We start from the raw sequence: 24,818 nt of genomic DNA, 5'->3' as shown, positions 1-24,818 counted from the left end.
TAACTTCCCACCGTCGACAAGGGGTCCGTGTGGTAAGCTTCTTTGTTGATACGAAAGACGTCCATGTACGTACCTAATGATTCCCCATTCAATCCGGCCGAGTACGTCTTCGGCTAAGGCAAAGCCTGAAACGGTATCCAGTACGGCAAGCGGCGACTGGGCTTCCTGTTCGCTGTTGGCGGGGCTGCTGTACGCTTCGGCAACCGGGGCTTCGAATGATCCCATACTTCGTAGCGGTGGCGTAGGCCCGGGTTCCTCGGTTCGCTCGGCGTAGGCTAATTCGGGCAGGGGGGTATGCAACCAGCGACTAACCAATTCCGACCGACCATCGAAAACGTTTAGACTGTGCCGGAGTAAGCGTTCCAGTAAGAGCAAACGCTCGCTGGCGGCCAGGGAAAGTACCTCCGAGGGAGTTTTCCCGTGCAGACCCCGGACGGACATATTCAGTACGTGAGCCATTTCCTTGTCGCTTAGGCCGGCAAGGGCGGCTACTTCGTCCACCCGGGCACGCAGTACGCCTTGCCGGGCTTGTTGGATCAGATGCGTTACGGGCAAAACAGCTTGCATAGAATGATTTCACTAGTGTATGGTAAATATACACACACACGAGTGAAAAAATTCCATTTTGTCGTATTCTTTTCCTGGGAAGGTAAAAATCGTTGCGTTAGGACGAACAAAAAGCAACGAAAGGACGAGTAAACACGGTAAAGCTTTCCCGTTGATAAGCCCCTGAGAAATTCTACAGGATATTATTCCAATCGAAAATGCGGATTATAGATGATTCCCAGCGTATTACCAAAAGGATCCTGTACCGTGGCTACGAAAATGCCGCCGCCTACTTCCTGGGGTTCTTCTAAAGATTTTGCTCCCTTTTCCAGCAGCGATTGATACACCTCGGTGATGTGCTCAACACCCCAGTACGTGACGGGCGTACCCTCGGCGGGTGCTAGATGCGGGTCCAGGCCTAATTCATAACCGCCGACATTGTAGCCCACGTAAAAAGGTTCATCGAAATACGGAGCGATTCCTAAAAAATCGGTGTACCAGGCCTTGGTCTGTTCCAGATCAGGAGCGGCGTAAATGGTGGTTCGGAGGCCTAACAGCGGAGATGCCATGCGTTAGCGGTTAAGTGAGATGACGAGGAGAAAAACTAGAATGAGACGCCAAGATAGCAAACCTGCCTTTTAATGAAAGATACTCTCTCGAAACGTTTGCACGAAAAAGTGCATCGTCTACTCGCTTTAATGTAGAGAAGAACCATGCAGGATGAAACTTTCTGAAAGCAATCTGAATTCCTTCGGATGGCGATCAAGTAGGAGAAAGGATCCGTAGGCTCCACGATTAAACGGGGAGCCTGTATACAACGCGAGTAATTAATTACGTATGAAACGGGGCAGGTCGCTCGGATAGAGGAATGCAAACGAAAGCCAGGCTATGAAAGATACAAAAGGCTTACTACAAGAGATTAGGCATCACGATACGCTGGTGTTAACCGTTAATGAAAACTGTACGAAACCTCCACCGGAACGAGTTCTACAGACGCTGCTGCAACCCCATAAGTTGTCCTACTACTATTTTGTGTTCATGGATCAGGGAGCCGCCACGTATAGGACGGATTTGCAAAACGTGATTCTATCGGACAGCCAATTGTTGATGGGCTTGCCTAATCAGGTTTTCGCCAATTCGTATTCCCACGTCCGGACTCAACATTTTAAGGTTGGTTTTGATGAAACCACGCTGGCCTTGTTACCGCAATCCTATTCGTTTCTAGTCAATCCTAATAATCTAAGTACCATCACGTTCGATCCCGTGGCCAAGCAGCGGGTTAAGGCGGTATTGGCCATGTTGTTTCAATTGCTTCATGTTTCAGAACGGCGGGCGGATGTACCGATCCTTTTGGCCTATTTAAACGCCCTTTTAACGGAATTCAACAGTGCCTACTTCGAGCAGAGCCAGCAGGAGGTACGTTCAAATCCCAGATTGGCCAAATATGCGGCCTTCAAACAGGTGGTGGAAAACTACTTAACCGAACAACCGGAAATCCATACCATCGCGGAAGAATTGTCTCTGACCCCGAGCGGTTTGTACAGCGTGGTGAAAGAATGTTCAGGCGTTTCGCCTAAGGAATGGATTACTAATCGGTTGATACTGGAAGCCCAACGCAAACTACAGTACTCCAGCGTTTCAGTCAAAGAGCTAGCCTACGAGCTGGGCTTCAATGATCCCGATTATTTTTCGCGGCTATTTAAAAAAAGGACCGGCAAAAGCGTCCGTTCCTATTTAACGGAAGGGCACGATTTGTCCGGTAAATAACATGATTAGTCCAGAAGCCCTGGGTAGAAGCCCGCTACTTTCGCATCGTAAGTTTTAAACGGTTCAAACGATGAAAGTAGCATTAGTAACAGGAGCCAATAAAGGCATTGGGCTGGAAGTAGCCAAACAGCTGGCTCAAAAAGGATTTCAGGTGTACCTCGGAAGCCGTGACCTGAATAAAGGCCTACAGGCCGTAGAAAAACTCCAGGCAGAAGGATTCAGCAACGTCGAAGCGATCGCCCTGGATGTGACGGACGAGGCCTCGGTTCAGGCCGCTCGCGTGCGTATCGGTCAGCAAACGGAGGTTTTGGATATACTGGTCAACAACGCCGGTATTTCGGGAGGGTTTGAACAATCCGCTTTGGGCTCACCCATCGAGCAGTTTCAAACCGTGTACGATACCAATCTATTCGGCGTAATTCGAGTAACGCAGACATTCATTGATTTGCTGAAGAAAGCCGCTGAGCCGCGAATCGTCAATGTCAGTACCAGCATGGCTTCCCTTACGCTGGCCGCTGATCTGACTTCGGAGAGCTATCCCACCCGCTTTGTGGCGTATCAATCTTCGAAGACAGCCCTGAACATGTACACAATCAATCTGGCGTACGAGCTTCGCCATACGCCCTTCAAGGTGAATGCCGTTTGTCCCGGTTATACGCAGACTGACTTTACGAATCATCACGGGACCAGTACGGTGGCCCAGGCCGGCGAACGCATCGTTAAATACGCAACGATCGGATCGGATGGACCAACGGGTAAATTTTTCAGTGACGAATACTTCCCAGAACCGGCCAACTGTCCCTGGTAAAACCGAAACCCCACTAGGTACTCCCTGGTGGGGTTTTATACTTCTCTTAGGACTAATGCAGGGCATCTCCCGCTCGCGTTCCTTACCTTCGGATGTTCCCTTACTCCGCTTTTTTCACCGCCCGCATTTCCCGGATAAAGAAAACACCGTCATATGCCAAGTTCCAGGGAATGGCCGCGACGCGGCCTGGGATCGTAAAATGCATAGGTGATTTCATAAGAAAAGGTTCTTTGGGTGAATTATAGGTAGCGTTGTACAAAGAGAAATCCACAAAGCCGTAATGAATCTGCTCTGGTATCCAATTCTCGAATCCGTTTTTGTGGGGAGCCTGAACGGAAAACGTTGGTGCTCCCAATCGCCCGGCCGTTCCCTGGTACGAAGCAAAACCGAGGACATAGGTTTTCGTCGCCCAATCTCTGACAAACGCAGTACCCATGTTTTCAAAAATGACCTGATCGAATTGTTTCGCCTTGCTTTTGATGTGGTCGGTATACTTCATTACGTGCGTATTGGCCGCCCAGACGGTCACCTTTTCGTTTTTATATTTTTCATTCACGACATAGTTAAGATTCACTGCCATCGCTTGATCCCGTACCTGATTGGAGTTCCTAGTGAGGGCCTTCAGGTTTTCAACGACGATCTGCCAGTACGGGGAATCGTTGTTGACAAGCTGGGCCTGTCGTACTGTTTATAACCCGTTTTCCAGTACCTGAACCATTTCATTCGTAAAGACCTCGGGCTTACGGGGTTTAGCCAGTAAGGCGGCTACGGCTTCAAGGAAGGTTTGGTACGCGGCGGCCGAGACGAATGTTGCATTTACGTGGGTTTCAACCAGGTGTTGATTCAGGTCTTCTTTCAGGTGCTGAAAGCTGTACGTCTGAAAAAGCTGGGAATCAAAACCCGTAATCTGCAAGGGGTGCTGAGTTTGGAAGGTGTGCGGGATGTAGTTTTCGAAGAGGTACTGACAGGCATCACTACGCGTCCAGATGGGAAAAATGTTTTCTCTAAAAAAAGGGATAAGGGTCTCGGAGCTTTTCGCTACTTCATCCCAGCCTTTCGTTAAGCCATAAAAGTCACTTTCAAAGGCAAGTACATTAAAGCCCTTCTGTTCGTGGAGGTATTTGATTAAACGGGTTTTGGCAAGGAAGGTCGTTGCGTCCCCGTGATCCTGTTCGCCCAGCATTACTACGCGGGCATCACCAATGGCCTTGCCAATCGGTTCTAGGTCCCTGTAGTCGGTAGCAGAAGTATTCACATGCTCAATGTTGACCGTATGTTCAGTGACATATTTTGTAATAGCCTGACTAAAGCAGGGTAAGGCCAGAAGAAGCGAAAAGGTGGTAAAAAGTACTGCTTTCATCGCAAGAAGATAAGGATAGGCGTAGTAAAAAACAGCGATTCTTGTCTAAAGGACGTCTCGAAAATGAGGATGCGGTTTAGGTAGGAGAGGTTGCATGGAGTTAAGGATAGAATGGGTTTGAAAGGTTTAGGCACAACTCTTTTTATACCGATTGGAGTTAAAATCGCTACGATGGACCTCAATCGATTTATAGAAGCTCAGGAAGAAGAGTATGCTCAGGCTTTATCCGAAATCAAAAGGGGACGCAAGCGGAGTCACTGGATGTGGTACATTTTTCCGCAGTTGAAAGGGCTCGGATCCAGTCACATGGCCCAGCACTATGGCATTGCAAACCGGGCGGAGGCTGAGGCCTACATACAACATCCCGTACTGGGCCCTCGTCTCATCGAAATTTCTCAGGCCTTGCTGAAACTTCCAACTTCCAATGCTACGGCGGTTATGGGCAGCCCCGATGATCTGAAATTACGTTCCTGCATGACTTTATTCGCTACACTCGACGCAAGTGATCCGGTGTTCCAGCGAGTATTGGATAAATTTTATCAGGGAGAAGCGGATGCCCAAACCCTACGCCTACTGAACCAGTCAGGCAGAGAGTAAAAAGTACCCTGCTTACATAAAACTACGAAATATCGTAACGGCAGTATTCTTCTTGGTTATTGTAAACTACTGAAAATCAGTAATTGGTTCGAGTGGCATAGGAATTGGACTCGTAAGAGTAAACAAACCAATTACTATGAAACCATCACCTAACCTACTCGCTCCCGACAATCACGCCTTGGTACTCATTGACTTCGAAGGTCAGATGGGATTCGCTACCCAGAGCATTTCCCTGAGTGAACTACGAACCAACACGGCCATCGTTGCGGGGGCTTCCAAAATCTTCAACGTCCCAACGGTGGTAACGACGGTAGCCGAACAATCTTTTTCCGGACCGGTATTTCCCGAAATTGAAGAGTACTATCCGCAAGCCACTTCCAACTACATCGACCGAACCAGTATGAATACCTGGGAAGACGAGGCGGCGTATCTGGCCATTACCGGAAAGAATAAAAAGAAGCTGGTACTGGCTGGACTCTGGACGGCCGTTTGTATCGTAGGTCCTGCTCTTTCGGCGATGGAAGAAGGGTACATCGTATACGTCATTACGGATGCCTGCGGTGACGTCAGCCCCGAGGCTCACGAACGGGCTATTCAGCGGATGGTACACGCGGGCGTGAAACCCATCACCTCCATTCAGTATCTGCTGGAATTGCAACGTGACTGGGCCCGTCAGGAAACCTACCAGGCCGTAACGAGTCTGATGAAAAAACACGGCGGAGCCTACGGAATCGGAATCCAGTACGCTCATACCATGCTTGCTCACTAGTCAACCTTTCATACTTTGTTTGCTCGATACCGAAACAGCTGGCTGCTGCTGATGGGGTTATGGCTGACCGGAAAAGCGACGGCTCAGGGCTTTAAGCTGATGCGATTTGACGAAACGTACGCCTACGATTCAACCGGTTCGTTTTACGGTCGTCTGAAACACCTGCCCCTGACGAAAGGCGTGTACGTCTCTGTAGGCGGTTCGGCCCGGGTCGAATACGTCGATTTTCACAATGAAGACTGGGGTCGGCTCGGCATTGGTCATAACGCCTTCCTGTTGCAACGCTACGACGTCCACGCGGATGTACACCTGGGCCGTCGCTTGCGAATGTTCGCTCAGCTCCGCAGTGCCTGGGAAGGGGGTCGCAAAAACGGTCCCCGACCCATTGACGAAGACCATCTGAACCTACAGAATCTGTTTGTGGATGTAACGGCTTTCGAAAAAGACCAGCGAAGCCTTGTACTACGGGCGGGAAAACAGGAGCTGGACTACGGCAGCGGTCGGCTGATTTCGGTACGGGAAGGCCCCAACCTTCGGCTGTATTTTACGGGAGCTAAAGTCATGTACCGTACCTCTCGTTTACGCTGGGATGCCTTTGCGATGATGGCCGATACGGTCAAAACCGGGGTGTTTGATAACAAACCCACCCGAAGCCCGAACCTCTGGGGTAGCTACGCAACCCTCATCATACCCCAAATGGGAAACCTGGACGGCTATTATCTGGGAATACAGCGGGAAGGGGCCGTATTTGAAGAAGGGACCGCTCGTGAACTTCGTCATACCATCGGTGGTCGGTTCTGGAAATATGGGGGTGGGTTCATTTACAACCTGGAATGGGCCTACCAGTTTGGCCGCTTTGGTCCGGGGCGGATCAGTGCCTGGACGGGCTCCGTGGACCTGGGCTACTCGTTTGAAACGACGCCCGGTAAACCGACGATTAACCTTCGCCATGACTACATCTCCGGGGATCGGAAGGCGGGTGATGGCAACCTACAAACCTTCAATCCCCTGTATCCCAAAGGCGGGTACTTCGGCTTTAGTCCACAAATAGGTCCGGTGAACCTGATTGATATCCATCCTTACGCCACCGTTAGTCCCAGTAACCAATGGACGATTCAGGCCGATGCGGTTTTCAATTGGCGGTATTCCCTCGGTGATGGCGTGTACCGACCCAGCGGCGGTTTTAACCTGGGTAGTCGGGGGGCCAGCGGGCGATACATCGGTACGGCCTGGCTGTTGAGTACGGTGTACGCCTTCTCCCGCTTTGTGTCGGCGAACGTGGGCATTCAGTATTTCCAGACCGGCTCTTACCTCAACGAAATCATACCCTTCACTAAAAATGGAATTTTCATCAATGCCAGAACTGCTGTCAAGTTTTAACCGAAACGCTCGCCCGTCCTGGGTCGGCTTCATGCTGACGTTTATGCTGCTTGTGAACCTGAATGTTCAGGCTCAAACGACCGCTACTTCGCCCGTTGGTACGCGGAAAACCTGGGGCGTTATCGATGGTATAACCATTGAAGGGCTGGTACAAGGCCCGTCGGCGGCGGAAAGCTCCCTACAAGTTGCCTGCCTTTTTGAATATACCGAAGACGATATTTTCAAGTCGCCGCCCGCCTTGCCCCCCGCTCTAAACGGACTCGTACACCTGGATGAAGCACTGAAAGGGCAACTCACCGAAATCCGTAAAAGCGGCCGATTTGCCGGTCATGCCCTGGAAACCCTATTGCTTACGCCTAAAGCCGGAAGTATGAAAGCCCCCCGGGTACTGCTCATCGGTTTAGGCGATCGGCAAGCCTTTACTCCAGAACTCATGTCGCAGGTGGGAGCGGTTGCCTTGCGGGAAGCGGTGCGTCTGGGCGTAAGTCATTTTGCCTTTGCCAGTGACTTAAAGGACGCGGGCATCGACTCGCCCACGGCATTGGTGGCCGAAAAGGTTACGCAAGGTATCGTGGGAGCCTACCGCAGCGAGCTGTACCTGAAAAGCAAGGGGTTGTCAACGTTTAAACCCGTGGCGAAGGTAACCCTGCTGGCCGGACCTGCCTTCTTTACCACGGCGGGCGAAGGCATTCAAAAGGCTCTTTCTTCCCTTCAATCCAACTAGCCTCATGAAAGCAGATCTCATTCTTTACCACGGAAAAATGCATACGGTGGATCGGGCTCAACCTGCCGCGACGGCCGTAGCCATCAAGGACGGACGATTCGTAGCCGTAGGGGACGATGCCACCATTTTGAATGCGTACCAGACGGACGATACGCCAACGATCGACCTACGGGGCAAACGGGTCATTCCCGGTCTGAATGATTCACACATCCACTTGATTCGAGGTGGATTGAATTACAACCTCGAACTACGCTGGGATGGGGTTTCGACGCTGGATCAGGCCCTGTCGATGTTAAAAGCCCAGGTTGAGCGGACGCCATCCCCCCAGTGGGTACGGGTCGTAGGCGGCTGGTCGTACGTACAGTTTGCCGAGCGACGCCTGCCAACGCTGGATGAAATCAACACCATTGCACCCGACACGCCGGTATTTCTCATGCACCTCTACGACCGGGCTTTGCTCAACCGGGCGGCGTTGCGGGCGATTGGTTTTACGAAAGATACGCCGGCACCCGTGGGGGGCTATATTGAACGGAATGCCTCGGGTGAACCGACGGGACTACTGTTGGCGACGCCCAATGCCATGATTTTGTATTCGACGCTAGCCAAGGGTCCTACCTTGTCGTATGAGTATCAGGTGAATTCAACCCGACATTTTATGACGGAGCTGAACCGCTTCGGGATTACCAGCGTCATTGATGCCGGCGGCGGCTTTCAGAATTATCCCGACGATTACCGGGTCATTGCGGAACTGCACGAAAAGCAGCAACTAACCGTACGGATTGCCTATAACCTGTTTACGCAGCGACCGGGCCATGAATACGAAGATTTTGAGCACTGGACCGCCACGGTACCGCTCCGGCAGGGGGATGATCACTACCGCCACAACGGGGCGGGTGAAATGCTGGTATTTTCGGCGGCTGATTTCGAGGATTTCCTGCAACCCCGGCCCGATCTGGCCCCCAACATGGAAGCCGATTTAGAGCGGGTCGTACGACTACTGGTTGAAAAACGCTGGCCCTTCCGTCTGCATGCTACGTACAACGAAAGCATCAGTCGTTTTCTGGATGTCTTTGAAAAGGTGAACCGGGAGATGCCTTTCAATGGTTTGCCCTGGATGTTCGACCACGCCGAAACGATCGATGAACGTAATATCGAACGCGTAAAGCGACTCGGGGGCGGTATTGCCATCCAAAGCCGGATGGCTTTTCAGGGCGACTTCTTCGTGGATCGCTACGGAGCCGTCGCCGCTGAAGCGACGCCACCCGTCAAACGCATGCTTGAAACGGAAGTGCCCGTTGGCGTAGGTAGTGATGCGACCCGCGTGAGCAGCTATAATCCCTGGCTGGCCTTGTACTGGCTTATCGCGGGAAGAACGGTGAGTGGCCTGCCCATTTATTCGGAACAGAATCGACTGGAACGGGAAGTAGCCCTCGAATTGTACACCCGGGGAAGTGCCTGGTTTTCCAGTGAACAGGCGAATAAAGGCAGTATCAAGGTAGGAATGCTGGCCGATCTGGCCGTACTCGACCGCGACTTCTTTCGCGTACCCGAGGCCGACATCAAAGACATTGAATCGATTCTGACCATTGTTGGGGGCCGGATTGTTTACGCCAGAGATACGTTCATTGCCCATGCCCCGCCCACGTTGCCGGTATTACCCGACTGGTCTCCGGTGGCCTACGGGGGCGGCTATGTTTCGTCATCGGCTCAGAAGTCGTCCGTAGCCCATTCGGACGCTGCGTCGGCTATTCACGTCTGCAAGGGTAGTTGTCAGGTGCACGGCCACGATCATAACGTCGCCCGGAAGAGTACCATTCCTGTTAACAACTATACGGCTTTTTGGGGCGTACTGGGTTGTTCCTGTTTCGCCTTTTAATTCGCCAGTCATGCAAGAATTAGTCCGCTGGCTGTTGTACTCCGATCTGGGTAAGACCACCTTCAATGCTGCTCTGCTGGTATTTCGGGTACTGCTGGCACTGGAACTGTTTCGGGTACACGGTCTGAAAAAATTTCGGCTGGAGAACGGCCAGCACGAACAGGTCCCCAACCCGCTACACTTGCCCACGGCACTGAATCAGAGCATTGCAACGCTTTCCGATACCGTAGTGCCTTTTCTGATCATGCCGGGCATACTGACTCGTCTGGTTGTATTGCCTACGCTGGGCGTTACGGCGATTGGTTACTTCGTCGTGCACCGAAAAGACTCGATCGAAGTGCGGGATGTGCCTTACATGTACACGCTTAGCCTGCTTTTACTACTGGTGCTCGGGCCCGGTTCCTTTTCCGTTGATCACTATTTGTTTACTAGATTTTTTACTCCTTAATCCCTGACACATGGAAGCTTCCATTGGTATTAAACCGGCTTATCTGGCCGAAGTCGCTCATTCTTTAGGCAAAGTACTGGCCGATGAATACGTCCTGTACACGAAAACCCGCAAAGCTCACTGGTGTGTGACGGGTCCCGATTTTCACAGTAAACACCTGTTTTTTGAAAGTCAGTACCAGCAATTGGAAGAGATCATTGATGAGGTCGCTGAACGCATCCGTACGCTGGGACACTTTCCGCCCGCAACCCTGAAGGAGTTTCTGCAACTCACGCATTTGACCGAGCAGTCGCGGGAGAAAAATGATTCATTGGGCTTTATCAAAGAATTACTGGCCGATCACGAAAGTATTCTGATTCACCTGCGGGAAAACATCGACGGCTACGCCAATGCCCTGCACGATGCGGGCAGTAGTGATTACATTACGGGCCTGATGGAAACGCACGAGAAAATGGCCTGGATGCTACGGGCTCACCTGGAGTAAAATCGTTTATCACGCATGAATGAACCAAAACACAGTATTCATTGGGTAACTTTTTTGCTATCCTGGATTGCCGGGTATTGCGATACGGCTACGTTCGTGGCAGCAGAGGGCATTTTTTCGGCTCACGTCACGGGTAACTTCATCGTATTTGCCGCCCAGGCCATGTCCGGTGGGTTGGGTACGGCCTGGGTCAAACTACTAACGTTCCCGGTGTTTGTCGTCGCGGTGATGCTGGGGGGCTGGCTCGCGGAAGGGAGTACCCAACGCTATAAACTCTTACTAATTGAAAGCATTCTTTTGGTCGGATGCGGGCTGGCCGCCGTGTTCCTGCCGGGCCTGCTGGAAGAAAGATGGGCTGCCTATCTAATCGTCATGGGGGTAGTAGTGGCCATGGGTTTACAAAACAGCTTTGGAAAATTATTCGCCAAGGAAACCTTTGGTCCAACGACCATGATGACGGGCAACGTAACGCAAGCCGCTCTGGATCTGGGGGCTGTGCTACGACTGGGCCGTACCCGTGCCGAAAACGCCTGGCTGAGTTTGGGTCGCCAAGGGATTACCATCAGCGGATTTTTGTTCGGATGCTTGTTTGGGGCCTTATTGGCGAATTATTTTGGCCTCAGTGCCGTCCTCTTACCCGGAATGGCACTGCTGGTGTGTTACCTGCAAGGGAAACTTCATCAGAAAAAATTGAAGTATAAAAGCAGGCTTTCGATGGTATGAGAGGGAAATGGTGCTGGATTGTTGTAGGATTAGGCTTTTTGGGAAGCTGGTGTCAAGCCCAGACACCCAAAGAGCTGCCTGCACTGACGTGGGAAATGCAACGGGGAACGGCCGATACAGCGTCGATGCATTCGCTGTATCGCATAGGAGAATACTTTTTGAATCAACCTGACGCGAAGCCAGCCGAGTTGAATCAGGTCGTACGCATTTCCCAGCAAATGGAACAGTACAGCAAGAAAATCCGATACTGGAAAGGGCTGGGCGAAAGCCAGTTGTTACGGGCGAAAGCCCTGCGAATGCTGGGTAAATCCGATCAGGGACGGCTCAGTAGTCAGCGGGCCGTAACCTTACTGAGCCGCTACGGAACAAAAGTACTACAGGCGGAAGCGTTCGTTGAATTGGGGGGGACCTACGACAATACGGAAGCCGAATTGCCCACCAAAATCCGGTACTACGAAAAAGGAACGCAACTGTACCATGCATTGGGCAATACCTTGAAGGTAGCTCAACTCAAGGAATTTACGGGGGACCTGTACCACCTCAACCACGAGAATACGCAGGCCTTACGAGTATTAAATGAAGCATTGGCCCTGTATCAATCGGTGCATTACCCTCGTTTGCAGGGAATTTATGCTCTTTTAGGCGACGTCTACAATGAAATGGATCGCTTCGCTCTTTCGCTTCGGTACAGCCTGATGGCCGTGAAGGTGGGTGAGCAACTCAAGGATCAGGGCTCATTGATGACGGCCATTTACAACCGCATCGGTATTAACTATTACAGTATTCGGAATTTCGACGAAGCTTTAAAGTATTACAACAAGGGGATCGCTCTTTCCCGGCAGAATAAAGACACGGTTGGTATTCAAAACTTCCTGGTCAACCTGTCCGATGTGTTGTACCGCAAAGGGGCTAACAGGCAATCGCTGGATACCTTGAAAGCGGCGGTAGCGATCCGTCCGCTTTCGAATGCCTTTGATGTTTCCTACGTTTCCATGCAGTTCATGCACCTCTATTTAGTTTTGGGAGACGTAGCTAAAGCACGCGGCTACTATCAGAAGATTTTAACCGTTTATACGGATCCGGCTAATCCGGAAGTACTCAAGCAATCCATTCGGGGTTATCTGGTTCAGTACTTACAAATGCGGGGCCAGTACGCCGAATCGCTGCCCTACCTGCAACGGTTCTTCGAGCAGTTGCCGCAGTACCCGCTTTCCTTATCCAAGCGGACGGCTATGGCGTATCGCTACTTCAAGGCGGATTCGGCTTTGCACAACTACGAAGGAGCCATTCGACAATTCCAACGCTACAAATCGTACGTGGATTCGCTCAATACGCTGGAGAATGGTCGGCAACTGGGCCTGATTCAGGTACAGTATGAAACTCAGAAAAAAGATCAGGATATTAAACTGCTTCGCCAGCAGAGTGAACTACAAACGACTTCGCTGCAACGGGAAAAGGTCGTTCGCAATATGTTCCTGGCGGGCATCTGTATGCTGCTGATTTTTCTGGCTCTGATTTACAATCGCTACCGGCTTAAAAAGCAGTCGAACCAAAAACTCGAAGCTCAGCAGAACGAAATCAACGAGCAGAATGATCTGTTACGGAAAGTACTGGAGGAAAAAGAGTGGCTGCTCAAGGAGGTTCACCACCGAGTTAAAAACAACTTACAGATTGTCATTAGTCTGCTCAATACGCAGTCCCGCTACCTGGATAATGCCGACGCCGTAACGGCCATTCGCAGTAGTCAGCACCGGATGTACGCGATGTCGCTCATTCACCAGCGGCTGTACCAGACCGAAACCATGGGCAGCATCGACATGGGCTGGTACATGCAGGAATTGATGGGGTATATGAAGGAAAGTTTTGATATTCAACGACAAATTACTTTCCAGATCGATTGTGAGTCTATCGTTCTGGACGTTGTACAGGCCGTACCGCTGGGGCTGATCTTAAATGAGGCCGTCAGCAACGCCATCAAATACGCGTTTCCGGCGGGCCGCAGTGGAACCATCACGGTATCCTTTAAACGGAACCCCGTAACCGGTTGTCGGCTCCTCATTACTGACGACGGTGTAGGATTCCCCCAGGGCTACAAAGCGTTCGAATCGCGTTCGCTGGGCATGAGTCTCATGCAGGGTTTAAGTCAGCAGTTGGACGGAAATTTTGAAATCGAATCGAGTGAAGGGGGGGTAAGGGTCCGCGTCGATTTCACCTGTAGAAATTTTATGGAGTCAAGTAACCGAACCAACCGATGGGAAACCCAGAACATATCCTGATCGTTGAAGACGAATTTATTGTTGCTAACGATTTACGTCATATTTTAGAACACGCTGGCTATCGCGTGAATGGCATTGCTGCCTCCGTCGAACAAGCCCGTCGGCTGATCAAAGACAATCGACCCAATTGGGTACTCCTCGACATTATGCTGACGGGTAGCCTGACTGGCATTGACCTGGGCCACGAATTGCTGGCGGCGGGCATTCCCTTTCTGTACATCTCGGCCAATACCAATCAAAAAACGCTGGAAGCGGCTAAGGTTACGCAGCCGTACGGTTTTCTGGTGAAACCATTCCGGGAGAAGGATCTGCTGGTGATGCTGGATATTGCCCGTTACAAATTCAGTCTGGCCCATCCGCTACCGACCATACAGCCCCAGGCTGCGGCTGGCGGTATGGTAGGAATTATTGGCCAGAGCGGCCGAATTACCAAAGTACTGGAACAAGTACGGCTAGTCGCTCCGAGTGATACGTCGGTGCTCATTACGGGCGAAAGTGGTACGGGCAAAGAACTGATTGCGAAGTCCATTCACCGCTTGTCCCGGCGAAGTAAAGCCCCTTTTGTTACCGTCAACTGTGCCGCTTTACCCTTAAACCTGATCGAATCGGAGCTTTTCGGCTACGAAAAGGGAGCCTATACGGGAGCCAATCAGAAGCGGATTGGGAAATTCGAACAAGCTCAGGGAGGAACCATTTTTCTCGATGAAATCGGTGAATTACCCCTGGAAGCTCAAGTAAAACTGCTGCGGGTTTTACAGGAAAAAGAAATCGAACGTTTGGGGAGTGAAACCTCCATCCGCGTGGATGTACGCATTCTGGCAGCGACCAACCGGGTACTGGAGAAAGAAGTAGCCGAGGGCCGCTTCCGACTAGATTTATACTACCGGCTCAGCGTATTTCCCATTGAGCTGCCGCCCTTACGCGAAAGGCAGGAGGATATTCTGCTACTGGCGAATTACTTTTTAAATCAGTTTTCTACCAAGTTGGATCGTCAGCCTTTGACTTTTGGTCCCGAAGCAATGCAACAGTTGGTGGCTTACACCTGGCCGGGAAACATTCGGCAACTTGAGCACCTGATCGAACGGCACGTGCTGATGACCAGCGAACGAATGATTACGCGAATTCAGCTACCGCCCGATTCGCCGGTCCATTCCCACGAAATTAAAACGATGGAAGAACTTGAACGGGACCATATTTTGCATACGCTCAAAACCTGCCAGGGAAAGGTATCTGGTCGGGGTGGAGCGGCGGAGTTGCTGGGACTACCCGCTCAAACACTCTATACGAAAATGAAGCGACTGGGTATCAAGCTGGATTTTTACTGAGGATCCAGATTCAGCTTTTAGTTCAGTCTGAAAACGTATAGTATTGACCGTTTATAAGGCGATGGACTTTCCCTGGCAACTATTTCAGTGACCATCTATTCTGGAAGCATTATGGAAAAGGAAACGGCCCGGATGGAGGCCTTTAGCGATGGAGTCTTTGCAATTGCCATCACCCTACTGGTTCTGGATGTGCACGTACCGGAACAGGTGATTAGTAAAGCGGCATTGCTAACAGAGCTGCGGGGGAGCTGGCCGTATTACCTGGCCTTTCTATTGTCGTTTTCCAGCATTTACATCATGTGGGTGAATCACCACAAACTTTTCAAGCAGATTTACAAACGCAACTCAGCGATTACGTTTCTGAACGGGTTTTTATTACTGTTGGCTACGAGTGTTTCGTATCCAACGGCTTTATTAGCCCGTTACTACGACAGCCCAGCTCAAGCACTGGTGGTACAACTCTACACCGGATTATTTGTACTCATCACGCTAACGTATACCTTACTTTGGACTCTGGCTAGTAAACACCAAGACCTCCTACGCCCCGATTTGACGCCCGAGGCCATTACTCAGATCAAACATACGTATCGCTGGGGCGTGGCGGGGCATAGTCTGGCTTTCGTTACGGCCTTTGTTGCCCCACCACTGGCTTTACTGCTAAGTGCCGCTTTGTGGACCTACTGGGCCTTTACTTCCGGTCGGCTGGAATTGACTCATCCGAAAGTCTAAGGTTTACTGCTGGGCCACGTGTGCTTTCCGAATCCCCAGTTTCTGCATCTTTGAAATCAGGGTCGTCGGCGGTAAACCTAACTGCACCGCCGCTCCGTTGGCTCCCGAAATTCGCCCCTTACAGTGTCTGACTACAGCGAGTATGTACCTCCTTTCCATTTCATCCAAGGGGAGTATGGTTAGTCCTTCCGGAGGCGGAGCGGGTATGGCGGGGATTGGTACTTCCTGAATGACGGAGGCGTTGGTTACTAACACACTCCGTTCGATGAGGTGCTCCAACTCCCGTACATTACCCGGCCAATGATAGGCCTGAAGCCGTTTCAGGGCTTGGGGAGCCAGACCCGTAATTTTCTTTCCTAAAGGCTGAGCATACCGTTCAATAAAGAGCGAAGCCAAAGCCGGAATGTCCGCTTGACGCTGACGAAGCGGCGGCAAATGAATCGGAAAGACGTGTAGACGGTAATACAGATCACTCCGAAACCGACCCGCTTGTACGTCTTTTTCCAGGTTTCGATTCGTGGCCGCAACGATTCGCACGTTGATGGGAATACTACCGCTACCGCCGATGCGTTCAATCTCCTTTTCTTGTAACACGCGAAGTAACTTAACTTGCAGATCGAGGGATAAGTCCCCAATTTCATCCAGAAAGAGGGTACTTTGGTGGGCCTGTTCAAACTTGCCAACCCGCCGTTCATTCGCTCCGGTGAAACTGCCTTTTTCATGACCGAATAATTCACTTTCGATCAGACTGGCGGGAATAGCCGCACAGTTGAGCTTAATCATCAATTTCGAGTGGCGGGAAGAGGCCTCATGAATGGCCCGAGCCATCACTTCCTTGCCGGTACCCGTCTCACCGAGGAGGAGTACGGTAGCATCCGAGGGAGCCACCTGGGCAATGGCTTGAAAAACGCCCTGCATCGCTTCGGAACCTCCAACCATCGCTGTGGAAGGCGTACCCGTTTCACAACCAATGGTTCGATACGTTGGTTTTTCGTCGAGTTGTTGTTTGTACTGCTCGATTTCGGTCCGTTGCCGCTCTAGGTTTTCCTGAGCCAGGATACTGAAAACACCCATGCTGAGCTGAGCCGCAAGAGCCTTAAGTACAGGAAAATTTTCGGGAAGAAACGCACCCGTTTGGGGAGCATAAATGTACAGAACTCCCAGGAGCCGCTGGCCCGTACATAGGCGGATCAGTACCATTTCCCGAATGCCCACGTTGTACCAGGGGATGATATACGATGGACGATTCGTACGACGGACGACTGTTCCCAGTGAGAAAACGACGGGTTGTTCGGATTCCAGGGCTACATTAAAAAAGCCATCCTGAATCGGAAGGGCTTCGTGCTGAATGGGGCTGACAGGAGTTCGGGATTTGATCGTCTGCTCCTGGGTATGCAAAAATGGCGAATGGGTACAGCCGTCTTCGTTGATCAGACCAAGGGTATAATAGTTTCCGCCAATGAGTGGAAGCAAAGATTCAGAAACGATGGACTGTAGATCGTGACGATCACGAGCAGCGGCGATGTGAGTACTAACCGCCAGCAGGGCAGTCTGCTGGACTTCTTTCTGCCGTAGCTGGGCTAAAAGATCAGTCTCGGAGGAAAAAGTAGAAAAAGTAGCAGAGACAGAGGGCATAGGATTCTAGGTGAAAGGACGGCGAAACAAGGGTCTGCAAGTTACAAAATACGTGAATCCATTACTGCTGAACGGGCCTTCTATACGCGAGGTAAATTTATCGTTTGTAGGGAAGCCGTACATAAATTTACGGTATTTCGTAGAATAGAATCAAGTAAAAAGTTTGTAATCGATTGTTAATCAGTAGGTAGATCGTACGGCATGGGGTTTGAATTCGTTTAGGCGATCTTATCACACAAGTAAACCAAATCGTAATGTCTGCTCAAACCGATCAACTGCCAAGCATTCTTCCCGTCGCTAACGATCCCGCTCTTTCGGTACAAACCAAAGCTTTTCTCGAAGCTCTCAATGCTCCCGGTGGTCCCGGACTGGAAACCCTATCGCCCGCCGAAGCCCGACTGGTACTCGTGAACGCTCAGGCATCTGTAACAGTGGATTATTCGGGCATTGAAGAATCCGAAAAAACGATTGTGGCCGATGGGTACACGATCAAACTTAATATCGTACGGCCCGAAGGAAACTCCGAGAAACTTCCCGTTTTCATTTTCATCCACGGCGGTGGCTGGGTACTAGGCGATTATCCCACCCACAAACGAATGGTTCGCGATCTGGTCGTTTTATCGGGAGCCGTGGGCGTATTCGTCAATTACACGCCATCACCGGAAGCTCAGTATCCGCAGGCTATCAATGAAATTTACGCCGCTACCAAGTGGGTCGCTGAAAATGGAGCCGACCTTAACGTGGATGGTAGCCGCCTGGCCGTCGTAGGCAATAGTGTAGGAGGTAATATGACGGCGGTTACTTCCTTGAAAGCCAAGGAAAACCAAGGTCCCGCCATCAAAGTACAGATTCTGTTCTGGCCGATTGTTGACCACAATTTCGAACGCGAAACCTACCAGCTATACGGACAGGATCGTTTCCTAACGACGCCCTTGATGAAATGGCTCTACGATCAGTACACGACGAATCTTGCCGAACGGGATGAGATTTATGCTTCGCCTATTAAGGCCACACTTGAGCAGTTGAAAGGCTTACCGCCCACGTTAATTCAGGTGGCCGAAGGCGACGTACTCCGCGAGGAAGGCGAGGCTTTTGGCCGCAAGCTCGACGAAGCGGGTGTCCCCGTTACGACGATTCGTTACAACGGTACGATTCACGACTTTGGCATGTTAAACGGGCTGGCTACTACACCGCAAGCCAAATCCCTGTTCGTACACGCGGCGGCTGAACTGAAGAAGTACTTGTTCTAAAAGCCTTTTACCGAGCCATTCGATAGAAAACAACTCCTAACCAAAGCAATATTTTGAAGGCACAACCTTCCTTTGATACCGCCCTGGAGGCCATGCAATGGCTTCAGCAGCAGGGATACCAGCGGGATTTTAACCTTGATACCGACTGCCTCAAAGCCGCTGATCTTCGTTTGAAGCCGGAGGACTTTGAAATTGATTACGTTTTTCGGTTTGAAGGTGATACGGATCCGGCGGACGAAACCGTAATCTACGGCATTGCTTCGCCCGCCTTGGGTGAATATGGAATCTTGGTGAATGCCTATGGTATGTATGCGGACAGTCTTACCAATGAGATGGTACAAAAGCTGAGTTAATCCCGGACCATGAGAACCATGAAGAAGCGGTTACGAGAAAGTAATACCCGTTTGGCGTACGGTAACCGTTGATGAGTCCCAGACCGACGTTGGTCTGGGACTTTTTTGATCGCTAGTGTTGACGGTTATAAACCGCGGCAAATTCCGGAGCGAAGTCTTCCAGTTTTATGCTTCCCCAGGTCAGCGGCTTATTTTTTAAATATTCCTCTAGTAATACGCCGTTGTGTAGGCTGGCTCCCATGGCAACCAAGTTGGCGATGACATGAGGTGGCAAACCGGCTTGTTCCAGTCCCTGTTGCATGTGTTCATTCGAGCGAACCAGCCATTGCAGATCCGGCTTTCCCAGAGCTTTGCCCAATACCTGAGCAATTTCCTGGGCTGTACGTTCATCACTGATGACGTAACGTAGCGGAGAACCCGGTTTTACAAGCTCCTCCGCTGCCGCCGTAGCAATGTCTCGGGGAGCAACCAACGGGATCACATCATCACCGCCATAATTTGCGGCGATGAATCCAGCGGTTTTAATGAGGTCTATGAATCCGAACAGGTTATAATAAAAGTAACCCGGACGAAGGTGCGTAAGGTTTACTTCCGAAAGCTCATTGAGAAGGCCTTCCGCATGGTGAGAACCCAGAATAAAGCCCGTATCCCGATCCTGATCAGCTCCGTAACTACTCAGATGTACCACGCGTCTCACCCCTGATTTTCGAACGGCTTCGGCATAATTTTGACTGATTCGGCGGTAGTAGGCTACCTGATCCGTTTCCGTAAAATTGGGTGGAATCATGAGGAATACCGCGTCCTTTCCGGTAAAGGTGGCAGTTAGAAAAGCCGCATCTTCCAGGCAACCAATGGCGGCCGTAGCCTGTAGCGTTTGGATGGCGGCTTCTTTATTGGGGTTACTACTGATGACCGTAACGCTATGCCCCTGGGCTACCAAAGTTTCCGTTAGTGGTTTTCCGATGTGGCCTAACGAACCGGTAATGACTATTTGCATACGATGATTAGTTTTTTCTACAAAGGTCCTGCGTGCAGATGGTACCGATGTAGCCAAATCTTGGATGCTTGTAGCCGTATCTTCGCTAGTACTCGCCTATAGGAAAGACCGCCGAAATTCGAGCGGGGAAAGTCGGGTTTTGCTTTTAAATAACTTATTGAACGATTGGGAATGCTCAAAACCCAATTCGTAGGCAATTTCACTGACCGAATGATCCGTGGTCGATAATTTATCTTTCGCCTTTTCAATCAGCTTGTTTTGAATATGTTGTTGCGTACTAAGTCCCGTCAGTGTTTTGAGTAAGGCACTCAAGTAATTAGGCGATACGTGCAGAGCATCGGCCACCGAGGCCACTGTGGGCGGTCCTTTTTCTGCCAGGTTTGTCCCATTGAAATAATCCATCAACAGGACTTCCAATCGATTCAGTATCGTGTGATTCGTAACCTGACGGGTGATGAACTGCCGATGATAGAAGCGTTCCGCGTAAGTCAGGAGTAATTCCAGTTGGTGGAGGATAAGCTTTTGACTAAACGTATCCAAGGAAGCCTGGTACTCCTGTGCGATGTTTTGCATGAGGGTCGTGACTTGTACTTCTTCCTGCTGGGAAAGGTGTAGGGCTTCGCGAGTAGCGTAACTGAAATACTCGTACTGGCGGATGGTTTTGGCCAGCGGTGAAGACCACAGATAATCCGGATGAAGCAGCAGCAACCAGCCCGTATGTTGAAGCTCTTCTTCCACTTCAATGGAAAACACCTGCCCAGGAGCCATAAAGAGCATAATACCTTCGTCGAAATCGTAGGCCTGTTGTCCGTACTTGATCTTGCCGTTAAAATTCCGTTTTAGGGCAATGGAATAAAAGTCATGCGTATAGGTAGAAGGCTGATCGTCCGAAAGCCGCTTGATGGACTTAAAATCAATGATACTAAGCAGCGGATGGGCTGGCTGGGGAAGCTGCATCAACTGATGGTAAGCGGCAATGGTTTTAAGTCTACACGGTGTGTTCATGCCTTCCTGAAATTAACGCGTTGGTGCATACGTCCATCGGCCCCAGGCAACTAAAGCGGCCAGCACGGCAAAGATACAATTTACACCAATGAGCGATGCCTCGCCCCGGGCGATATGAAAAATACTGGCTGTCATCATGAGTACCACCACCCCCATGGCCGCTAGGGGTGTAAGTACCGGCTTTACGTGAAGCAACATGGGTAGTACCAGGCCCAGAGCACCGAGTACATCAACTAGGCCCGTAAGCGTTACCAGTGATCGGGGTACCTGAGCTGTCCAGGGCCACATCGTCGCTAAGGTATCGAGGGTTTGGAATAGCTTCATGCTGGCGGCCCAGAGCAGACTCGTGGCTAGTAGTAGTTGTACAAGCCAGAGGGTTACGTGCAGAATTCGGTTCTTTTTCATGTGCTGATTGATTTGTAATGGCACGAAACTAGGTAAGTTTGCTATCCCGTAGGAAGTACTATCCTGTGCGGTAGCACTTTCCAGTTGGATAGTAACGTACCCTTAAAACCCCGTGTGATGCTCACTAGCGAAGGTTGCCCTAGTACGATGTTATCGATTAAAGATGCCCTGGAGGCCCTGGAAGGGAAATGGAAATTGCTGATTTTGTTCGCTTTATCCTCTTCGGGACCTAAACGCTTTAAACAGATTTCCAAAGAGGTCGCCGGGATTACCGATAAGACGCTATCGAAAGAATTGAAATTGCTCGAATCGAATCAATTGGTGAAACGGGAAGTGCATGATACGTTCCCACCGACGGTTGAGTACTCCATTACGCCGCACGGCCTGTCGCTGGAGAAAGTGATCGCGGAGCTGCATTACTGGGGGTTGGCCCACCGGAAGCAGATTATTGGAAAGTAAAGAATGATTCGATTGATGAAAAGGGTTTTGTGTGATAGGAACCTCGTTTACCGTATACCACACTTACTCCAAGGATTTAAAAAATCAACCTAACCGGGAATTTTACAACTTCTAGGTAAGTTAAAACAGCACGATTTATTTTAGTGAGTGACTGGAGGACGACCTCCCCCACGCAGGGAATAGCATTCGGGACGGCCCGGCTTATTTGTACCAAGCCAACGTTATGTCCTGGATTTATTTAATTTTCGCCGGACTGCTGGAAGTCGTCTGGGCGTACTTCATGAAACAATCCGAGGGATTTTCTCGCCTTACCCCCGCTATCATCACCCTTATAGCCATGCTGGCCAGTTTCGGACTGTTATCCGTAGCCATGCGAACCTTACCCCTCGGTACAGCTTATTCGATTTGGACGGGCATTGGAGCGGTAGGGGCTTTTCTGGTGGGGATTATTTTACTGGGTGAGTCAGTTAATTTCACCCGTATTCTGGCTGCTGTGTTGATTATTGCGGGGCTGGTATTGATGAAAGTTTCTTCTGCAAATTGAGTCGAAAAGGTCCACCGTTTCTAGGGATTCTATCGTACAAAAAATAAACCCGGTCTTCGTACAAAGACCGGGTTTATTTTGTCATACTTAATCGTAATGCTACTGCTTGATCACTTTAAAGGTTTCTACCGTGCCGTTCGCAAATTGTAAACGTACCACGTACAAACCCTTGCTTAAGCCCTGCATGGAGAGCTGGCTACCGGGACTTGAGTTACGGTAGACGGTCGTTCCCATCGAGGAAAGTACCTGTACGGCCTGTAACTTGGTCTGATCCTTCACATTCAGCGTCAGTACATCCGCAACCGGATTTGGATACACGCTGGCCAGTGCGGCTAATTCAAAGGCAATACTTTGAGAACGGGTGAGTTCCGTGTAGCCATCGAAGTCAACCATCCGCAGGCGATAGTAGTTGATACCATTGGCTGGATCTGTGTCCAGGAAACTGTACCGTTGCTCCGAAGTACTGTTGCCTTTCGCAGCTACTGAACCAATGGTTCGCCAGCTACGCCCATCCAGACTGTGCTCCACTTCGAAGCTTTTCGTATTTTTTTCCTGTGCCGTAATCCAGGTTAGCAGAGCAGCATTCCCTTCCTTACTGACTTCAAAACGGGCCAGGGAGACGGGTAACGCCGAGGATACGGAACCAATGGCCAGGGCGGTAATCGTAGCACCGGTCGGAATAGTACCCGTGATCGTCCGGTCCTCCTGATTGCCCGTAGCGGTGGCTCCACCACTGAGGTCAATCCACTGCGTACCGTTCCAGCCCACTAATCGCAGGTTTTGAGCCGTAGCAAAGCCAGTCATGTCGGGCATGGCTACTTGTACATTCACTTGGTCCGCAGTACCCTGCACCGTAATCCAGTCCCACTGGCCAGCCGGGCTCACACTCATAATACCCGATCCTACCGCCGTGATGGGGTGCCTATTACCACCGTCGGAAGGGTCCGGCGTAGTGGTAGGATCACCCGTAATCCAGGCGACGGCATATTCATTGTCTCCCGTAGGAACGCTCAGCGTTTGTAGGGGCCGGTAGTCCGTACCACTGCCAACGGGGAAGAAAAAAGGAGTGCTTCCTCGTTTGCTGACGTACCCGTCGACGTGCTTGGTGTCACTGGCATTATTGTCTCCGTAAACCGCCGCTGTACCAAAATGGATGGCTCCGAGGCTAGTGGCACTCCGAACGGTAGTTGTGATGCCATTGTGGAAGTTTAAGGTACCCGCCACATTGATGCCCTGGCTATTGGTAATAGCCATCACATTGGAGCCAATGTTAAAGCGGAGATTGGCAAAGTTGGGAGCAATGGTCCCGGCAATAGTACCATCCCCCTGAGCTGCAAATAAGTCCAGACTGGACGTGCTGAGCCAGGCACCCCGGTTGTTGAAGAGCGAGTTGCCGTGCTCAAAGGTACTGTTATTGAGCAGGGTCATACTACCGTCCGCCAGAACAAAGAGTCCGTCGGGACTGTAGTCAGAAACCGTACCTCCGTCGATAGTGACCGGAGAACTACCCCCACCGAGGGTAGTGGATTGGGCCATCCCCGCCAATGGACTTAGCAGTAAAGCTAGAGCCGCACTGATCCAGGGGGTGACCGCGTATCGTTTAGAAGTTGAATGCATAGCGATCAGAATAAAGATTGGAAAACACGCTGAAAAGCCTACGGCTTACTTCGCCGCCTGAGCCTGCGTTTTGCTCACGCCCAGCAGTTGTTGTAATTCCTTGATCTGATCGGACAGACTGGCTACGGCTTTCTCGGCGTTTTCTGCTTTGGCCGCTGCGGTCCGTAATTGCGTATTCTCAGTCGTTAGTGCTTCTACTTTAGCATTCAATTCCTGGATTGCCTTGGTTAGTACCGGAATCAGGGAGTTATAATCTACCGAAAGCGTTTTATCCGCATCGTTTCCTTGTTCTACCAGCATCGGGAGTACTTTCTGAAGATCCTGAGCAATGAAGCCGATTTCTGAACGGTTGTAGTCTTGACTAGCTACGGAGCTTTTCTTTTCGTAGGATACGGGTTTGAGCTGGCTAACGAGCGAAAGGCCATTGTCAAGGGCTTTGATATTACGTTTCAGACGAGCGTCAGACGTCAATACAACGCCACCGGCACGAACGTTTGCAGAGGCGTTAATCGTACCAGCTACATCTAGGTTATAACCGGGTGCGGATGTTCCAATACCTACCCGACCATTCCAGGAAATGGTCATGCGAAGTCTGTTGCTGGAATCACTGGGGTTCATGGAATCACCATTCGTGAAAAAGCCAATGCTCTTGTCACCACCAGCAATAATTTTGGCACCGATGTGTTCCGCAAAGCGGCCATAGCCGTAGAATGCACCACCGCCACTACGGAAGGCAATTCC

27 protein-coding genes are annotated in these 24,818 nt (G+C 50.7%); 17 read left to right on the top strand and 10 right to left on the bottom strand.

Annotated elements, in window-relative coordinates; genetic code table 11:
* Together ACOJTG_RS10470 and ACOJTG_RS10465 are read right to left on the bottom strand one after the other, a co-directional pair.
* The coding region (locus ACOJTG_RS10470; RefSeq protein ID WP_420153762.1) for an antitoxin Xre-like helix-turn-helix domain-containing protein at positions 1-567 on the bottom strand (567 nt) is incomplete at its 3' end.
* A gap of 182 nt (positions 568-749) precedes the next feature.
* Complete coding sequence (locus ACOJTG_RS10465) at positions 750-1,115, bottom strand: VOC family protein (RefSeq protein WP_420153761.1); 366 nt, start codon at positions 1,113-1,115, stop codon at positions 750-752.
* Positions 1,116-1,434: 319 nt separating this feature from the next.
* On the opposite strand from ACOJTG_RS10465, the gene ACOJTG_RS10460 reads away from it, so the two are divergent.
* A complete protein-coding gene (locus tag ACOJTG_RS10460; protein ID WP_420153760.1) occupies positions 1,435-2,313 on the top strand; it encodes a helix-turn-helix domain-containing protein in 879 nt (292 codons plus the stop codon).
* Positions 2,314-2,383: 70 nt separating this feature from the next.
* On the top strand, positions 2,384-3,121 hold the full coding sequence (locus ACOJTG_RS10455) for an SDR family oxidoreductase (protein ID WP_420153759.1): 738 nt from the start codon (positions 2,384-2,386) through the stop codon (positions 3,119-3,121).
* A 100-nt stretch (positions 3,122-3,221) separates the two neighbouring features.
* On the opposite strand, the gene ACOJTG_RS10450 is transcribed toward ACOJTG_RS10455, so the two are convergent.
* Positions 3,222-3,746 (bottom strand): erythromycin esterase family protein, encoded by a 525-nt coding sequence (locus ACOJTG_RS10450; RefSeq protein ID WP_420153763.1) that lies wholly within the window; start codon positions 3,744-3,746, stop codon positions 3,222-3,224.
* A 63-nt stretch (positions 3,747-3,809) separates the two neighbouring features.
* A complete protein-coding gene (locus ACOJTG_RS10445) occupies positions 3,810-4,481 on the bottom strand; it encodes a hypothetical protein (RefSeq protein WP_420153758.1) in 672 nt (223 codons plus the stop codon).
* A gap of 171 nt (positions 4,482-4,652) precedes the next feature.
* Between ACOJTG_RS10445 and ACOJTG_RS10440 the strand changes: the two genes are divergently transcribed.
* From ACOJTG_RS10440 to ACOJTG_RS10390, 11 genes are all read left to right on the top strand, one after another.
* A complete protein-coding gene (locus ACOJTG_RS10440; protein ID WP_420153757.1) occupies positions 4,653-5,078 on the top strand; it encodes a DUF1810 domain-containing protein in 426 nt (141 codons plus the stop codon).
* A 136-nt stretch (positions 5,079-5,214) separates the two neighbouring features.
* Complete coding sequence (locus tag ACOJTG_RS10435) at positions 5,215-5,847, top strand: hydrolase (RefSeq protein WP_420153756.1); 633 nt, start codon at positions 5,215-5,217, stop codon at positions 5,845-5,847.
* Positions 5,848-5,862: 15 nt separating this feature from the next.
* Positions 5,863-7,227, top strand: a complete 1,365-nt coding sequence (locus ACOJTG_RS10430) for an alginate export family protein (RefSeq protein ID WP_420153755.1) — start codon at positions 5,863-5,865, stop codon at positions 7,225-7,227.
* A complete protein-coding gene (locus ACOJTG_RS10425; protein ID WP_420153754.1) occupies positions 7,187-7,951 on the top strand; it encodes a M17 family peptidase N-terminal domain-containing protein in 765 nt (254 codons plus the stop codon). Before ACOJTG_RS10430 ends, ACOJTG_RS10425 begins: the two co-directional genes overlap by 41 nt.
* Before the next feature lie 4 nt (positions 7,952-7,955).
* Positions 7,956-9,827 (top strand): amidohydrolase, encoded by a 1,872-nt coding sequence (locus tag ACOJTG_RS10420; protein WP_420153753.1) that lies wholly within the window; start codon positions 7,956-7,958, stop codon positions 9,825-9,827.
* Between the two features lie 10 nt (positions 9,828-9,837).
* Positions 9,838-10,275, top strand: coding sequence for a DoxX family protein (locus ACOJTG_RS10415; protein WP_420153752.1), 438 nt, complete (start codon positions 9,838-9,840; stop codon positions 10,273-10,275).
* Positions 10,276-10,285: 10 nt separating this feature from the next.
* Positions 10,286-10,759, top strand: coding sequence for a Dps family protein (locus ACOJTG_RS10410; protein WP_420153751.1), 474 nt, complete (start codon positions 10,286-10,288; stop codon positions 10,757-10,759).
* A 15-nt stretch (positions 10,760-10,774) separates the two neighbouring features.
* Entirely contained in the window at positions 10,775-11,482 is a 708-nt protein-coding gene (locus ACOJTG_RS10405; protein ID WP_420153750.1) for a YoaK family protein, read from the top strand.
* On the top strand, positions 11,479-13,758 hold the full coding sequence (locus ACOJTG_RS10400) for a tetratricopeptide repeat-containing sensor histidine kinase (RefSeq protein ID WP_420153749.1): 2,280 nt from the start codon (positions 11,479-11,481) through the stop codon (positions 13,756-13,758). Before ACOJTG_RS10405 ends, ACOJTG_RS10400 begins: the two co-directional genes overlap by 4 nt.
* The gene (locus ACOJTG_RS10395; RefSeq protein WP_420153748.1) at positions 13,734-15,083 is read left to right on the top strand and encodes a sigma-54-dependent transcriptional regulator; all 1,350 of its coding nucleotides are present in this window, start codon (positions 13,734-13,736) and stop codon (positions 15,081-15,083) included. Before ACOJTG_RS10400 ends, ACOJTG_RS10395 begins: the two co-directional genes overlap by 25 nt.
* A 111-nt stretch (positions 15,084-15,194) precedes the next feature.
* Complete coding sequence (locus ACOJTG_RS10390) at positions 15,195-15,812, top strand: TMEM175 family protein (RefSeq protein ID WP_420153747.1); 618 nt, start codon at positions 15,195-15,197, stop codon at positions 15,810-15,812.
* A 3-nt stretch (positions 15,813-15,815) separates the two neighbouring features.
* Here ACOJTG_RS10390 and ACOJTG_RS10385 read toward each other — a convergent pair whose 3' ends face one another.
* Entirely contained in the window at positions 15,816-17,447 is a 1,632-nt protein-coding gene (locus tag ACOJTG_RS10385) for a sigma 54-interacting transcriptional regulator (RefSeq protein WP_420153746.1), read from the bottom strand.
* Positions 17,448-17,701: 254 nt separating this feature from the next.
* On the opposite strand from ACOJTG_RS10385, the gene ACOJTG_RS10380 reads away from it, so the two are divergent.
* Positions 17,702-18,697, top strand: a complete 996-nt coding sequence (locus ACOJTG_RS10380) for an alpha/beta hydrolase (RefSeq protein WP_420153745.1) — start codon at positions 17,702-17,704, stop codon at positions 18,695-18,697.
* Between the two features lie 53 nt (positions 18,698-18,750).
* Positions 18,751-19,050, top strand: coding sequence for a phosphoribosylpyrophosphate synthetase (locus tag ACOJTG_RS10375; protein ID WP_420153744.1), 300 nt, complete (start codon positions 18,751-18,753; stop codon positions 19,048-19,050).
* A gap of 112 nt (positions 19,051-19,162) precedes the next feature.
* Here ACOJTG_RS10375 and ACOJTG_RS10370 read toward each other — a convergent pair whose 3' ends face one another.
* From ACOJTG_RS10370 to ACOJTG_RS10360, 3 genes are all read right to left on the bottom strand, one after another.
* Entirely contained in the window at positions 19,163-20,047 is an 885-nt protein-coding gene (locus ACOJTG_RS10370; protein WP_420153743.1) for an NAD(P)H-binding protein, read from the bottom strand.
* A 96-nt stretch (positions 20,048-20,143) separates the two neighbouring features.
* The gene (locus ACOJTG_RS10365; RefSeq protein WP_420153742.1) at positions 20,144-21,052 is read right to left on the bottom strand and encodes a helix-turn-helix domain-containing protein; all 909 of its coding nucleotides are present in this window, start codon (positions 21,050-21,052) and stop codon (positions 20,144-20,146) included.
* 12 nt (positions 21,053-21,064) lie between these two features.
* On the bottom strand, positions 21,065-21,457 hold the full coding sequence (locus ACOJTG_RS10360) for a DoxX family protein (RefSeq protein ID WP_420153741.1): 393 nt from the start codon (positions 21,455-21,457) through the stop codon (positions 21,065-21,067).
* 117 nt (positions 21,458-21,574) lie between these two features.
* Between ACOJTG_RS10360 and ACOJTG_RS10355 the strand changes: the two genes are divergently transcribed.
* A complete protein-coding gene (locus ACOJTG_RS10355; RefSeq protein WP_094808561.1) occupies positions 21,575-21,916 on the top strand; it encodes a winged helix-turn-helix transcriptional regulator in 342 nt (113 codons plus the stop codon).
* A gap of 223 nt (positions 21,917-22,139) precedes the next feature.
* Positions 22,140-22,460, top strand: coding sequence for a quaternary ammonium compound efflux SMR transporter SugE (gene sugE / locus ACOJTG_RS10350; RefSeq protein ID WP_420153740.1), 321 nt, complete (start codon positions 22,140-22,142; stop codon positions 22,458-22,460).
* A 99-nt stretch (positions 22,461-22,559) separates the two neighbouring features.
* Here sugE and ACOJTG_RS10345 read toward each other — a convergent pair whose 3' ends face one another.
* Both ACOJTG_RS10345 and ACOJTG_RS10340 read right to left on the bottom strand, forming a co-directional pair.
* Positions 22,560-24,077, bottom strand: a complete 1,518-nt coding sequence (locus tag ACOJTG_RS10345; RefSeq protein WP_420153739.1) for a T9SS type A sorting domain-containing protein — start codon at positions 24,075-24,077, stop codon at positions 22,560-22,562.
* Between the two features lie 45 nt (positions 24,078-24,122).
* Positions 24,123-24,818 (bottom strand): tail fiber domain-containing protein (locus tag ACOJTG_RS10340; RefSeq protein WP_420153738.1); only part of this gene is annotated, 696 nt, incomplete at its 5' end.

Source organism: Siphonobacter sp. (assembly GCF_048595215.1).
Classification (GTDB): domain Bacteria; phylum Bacteroidota; class Bacteroidia; order Cytophagales; family Spirosomataceae; genus Siphonobacter.
The sequence above is the reverse complement of the archived record's forward strand: the minus strand, read 5'-3'. Positions and strand labels throughout refer to the sequence as shown.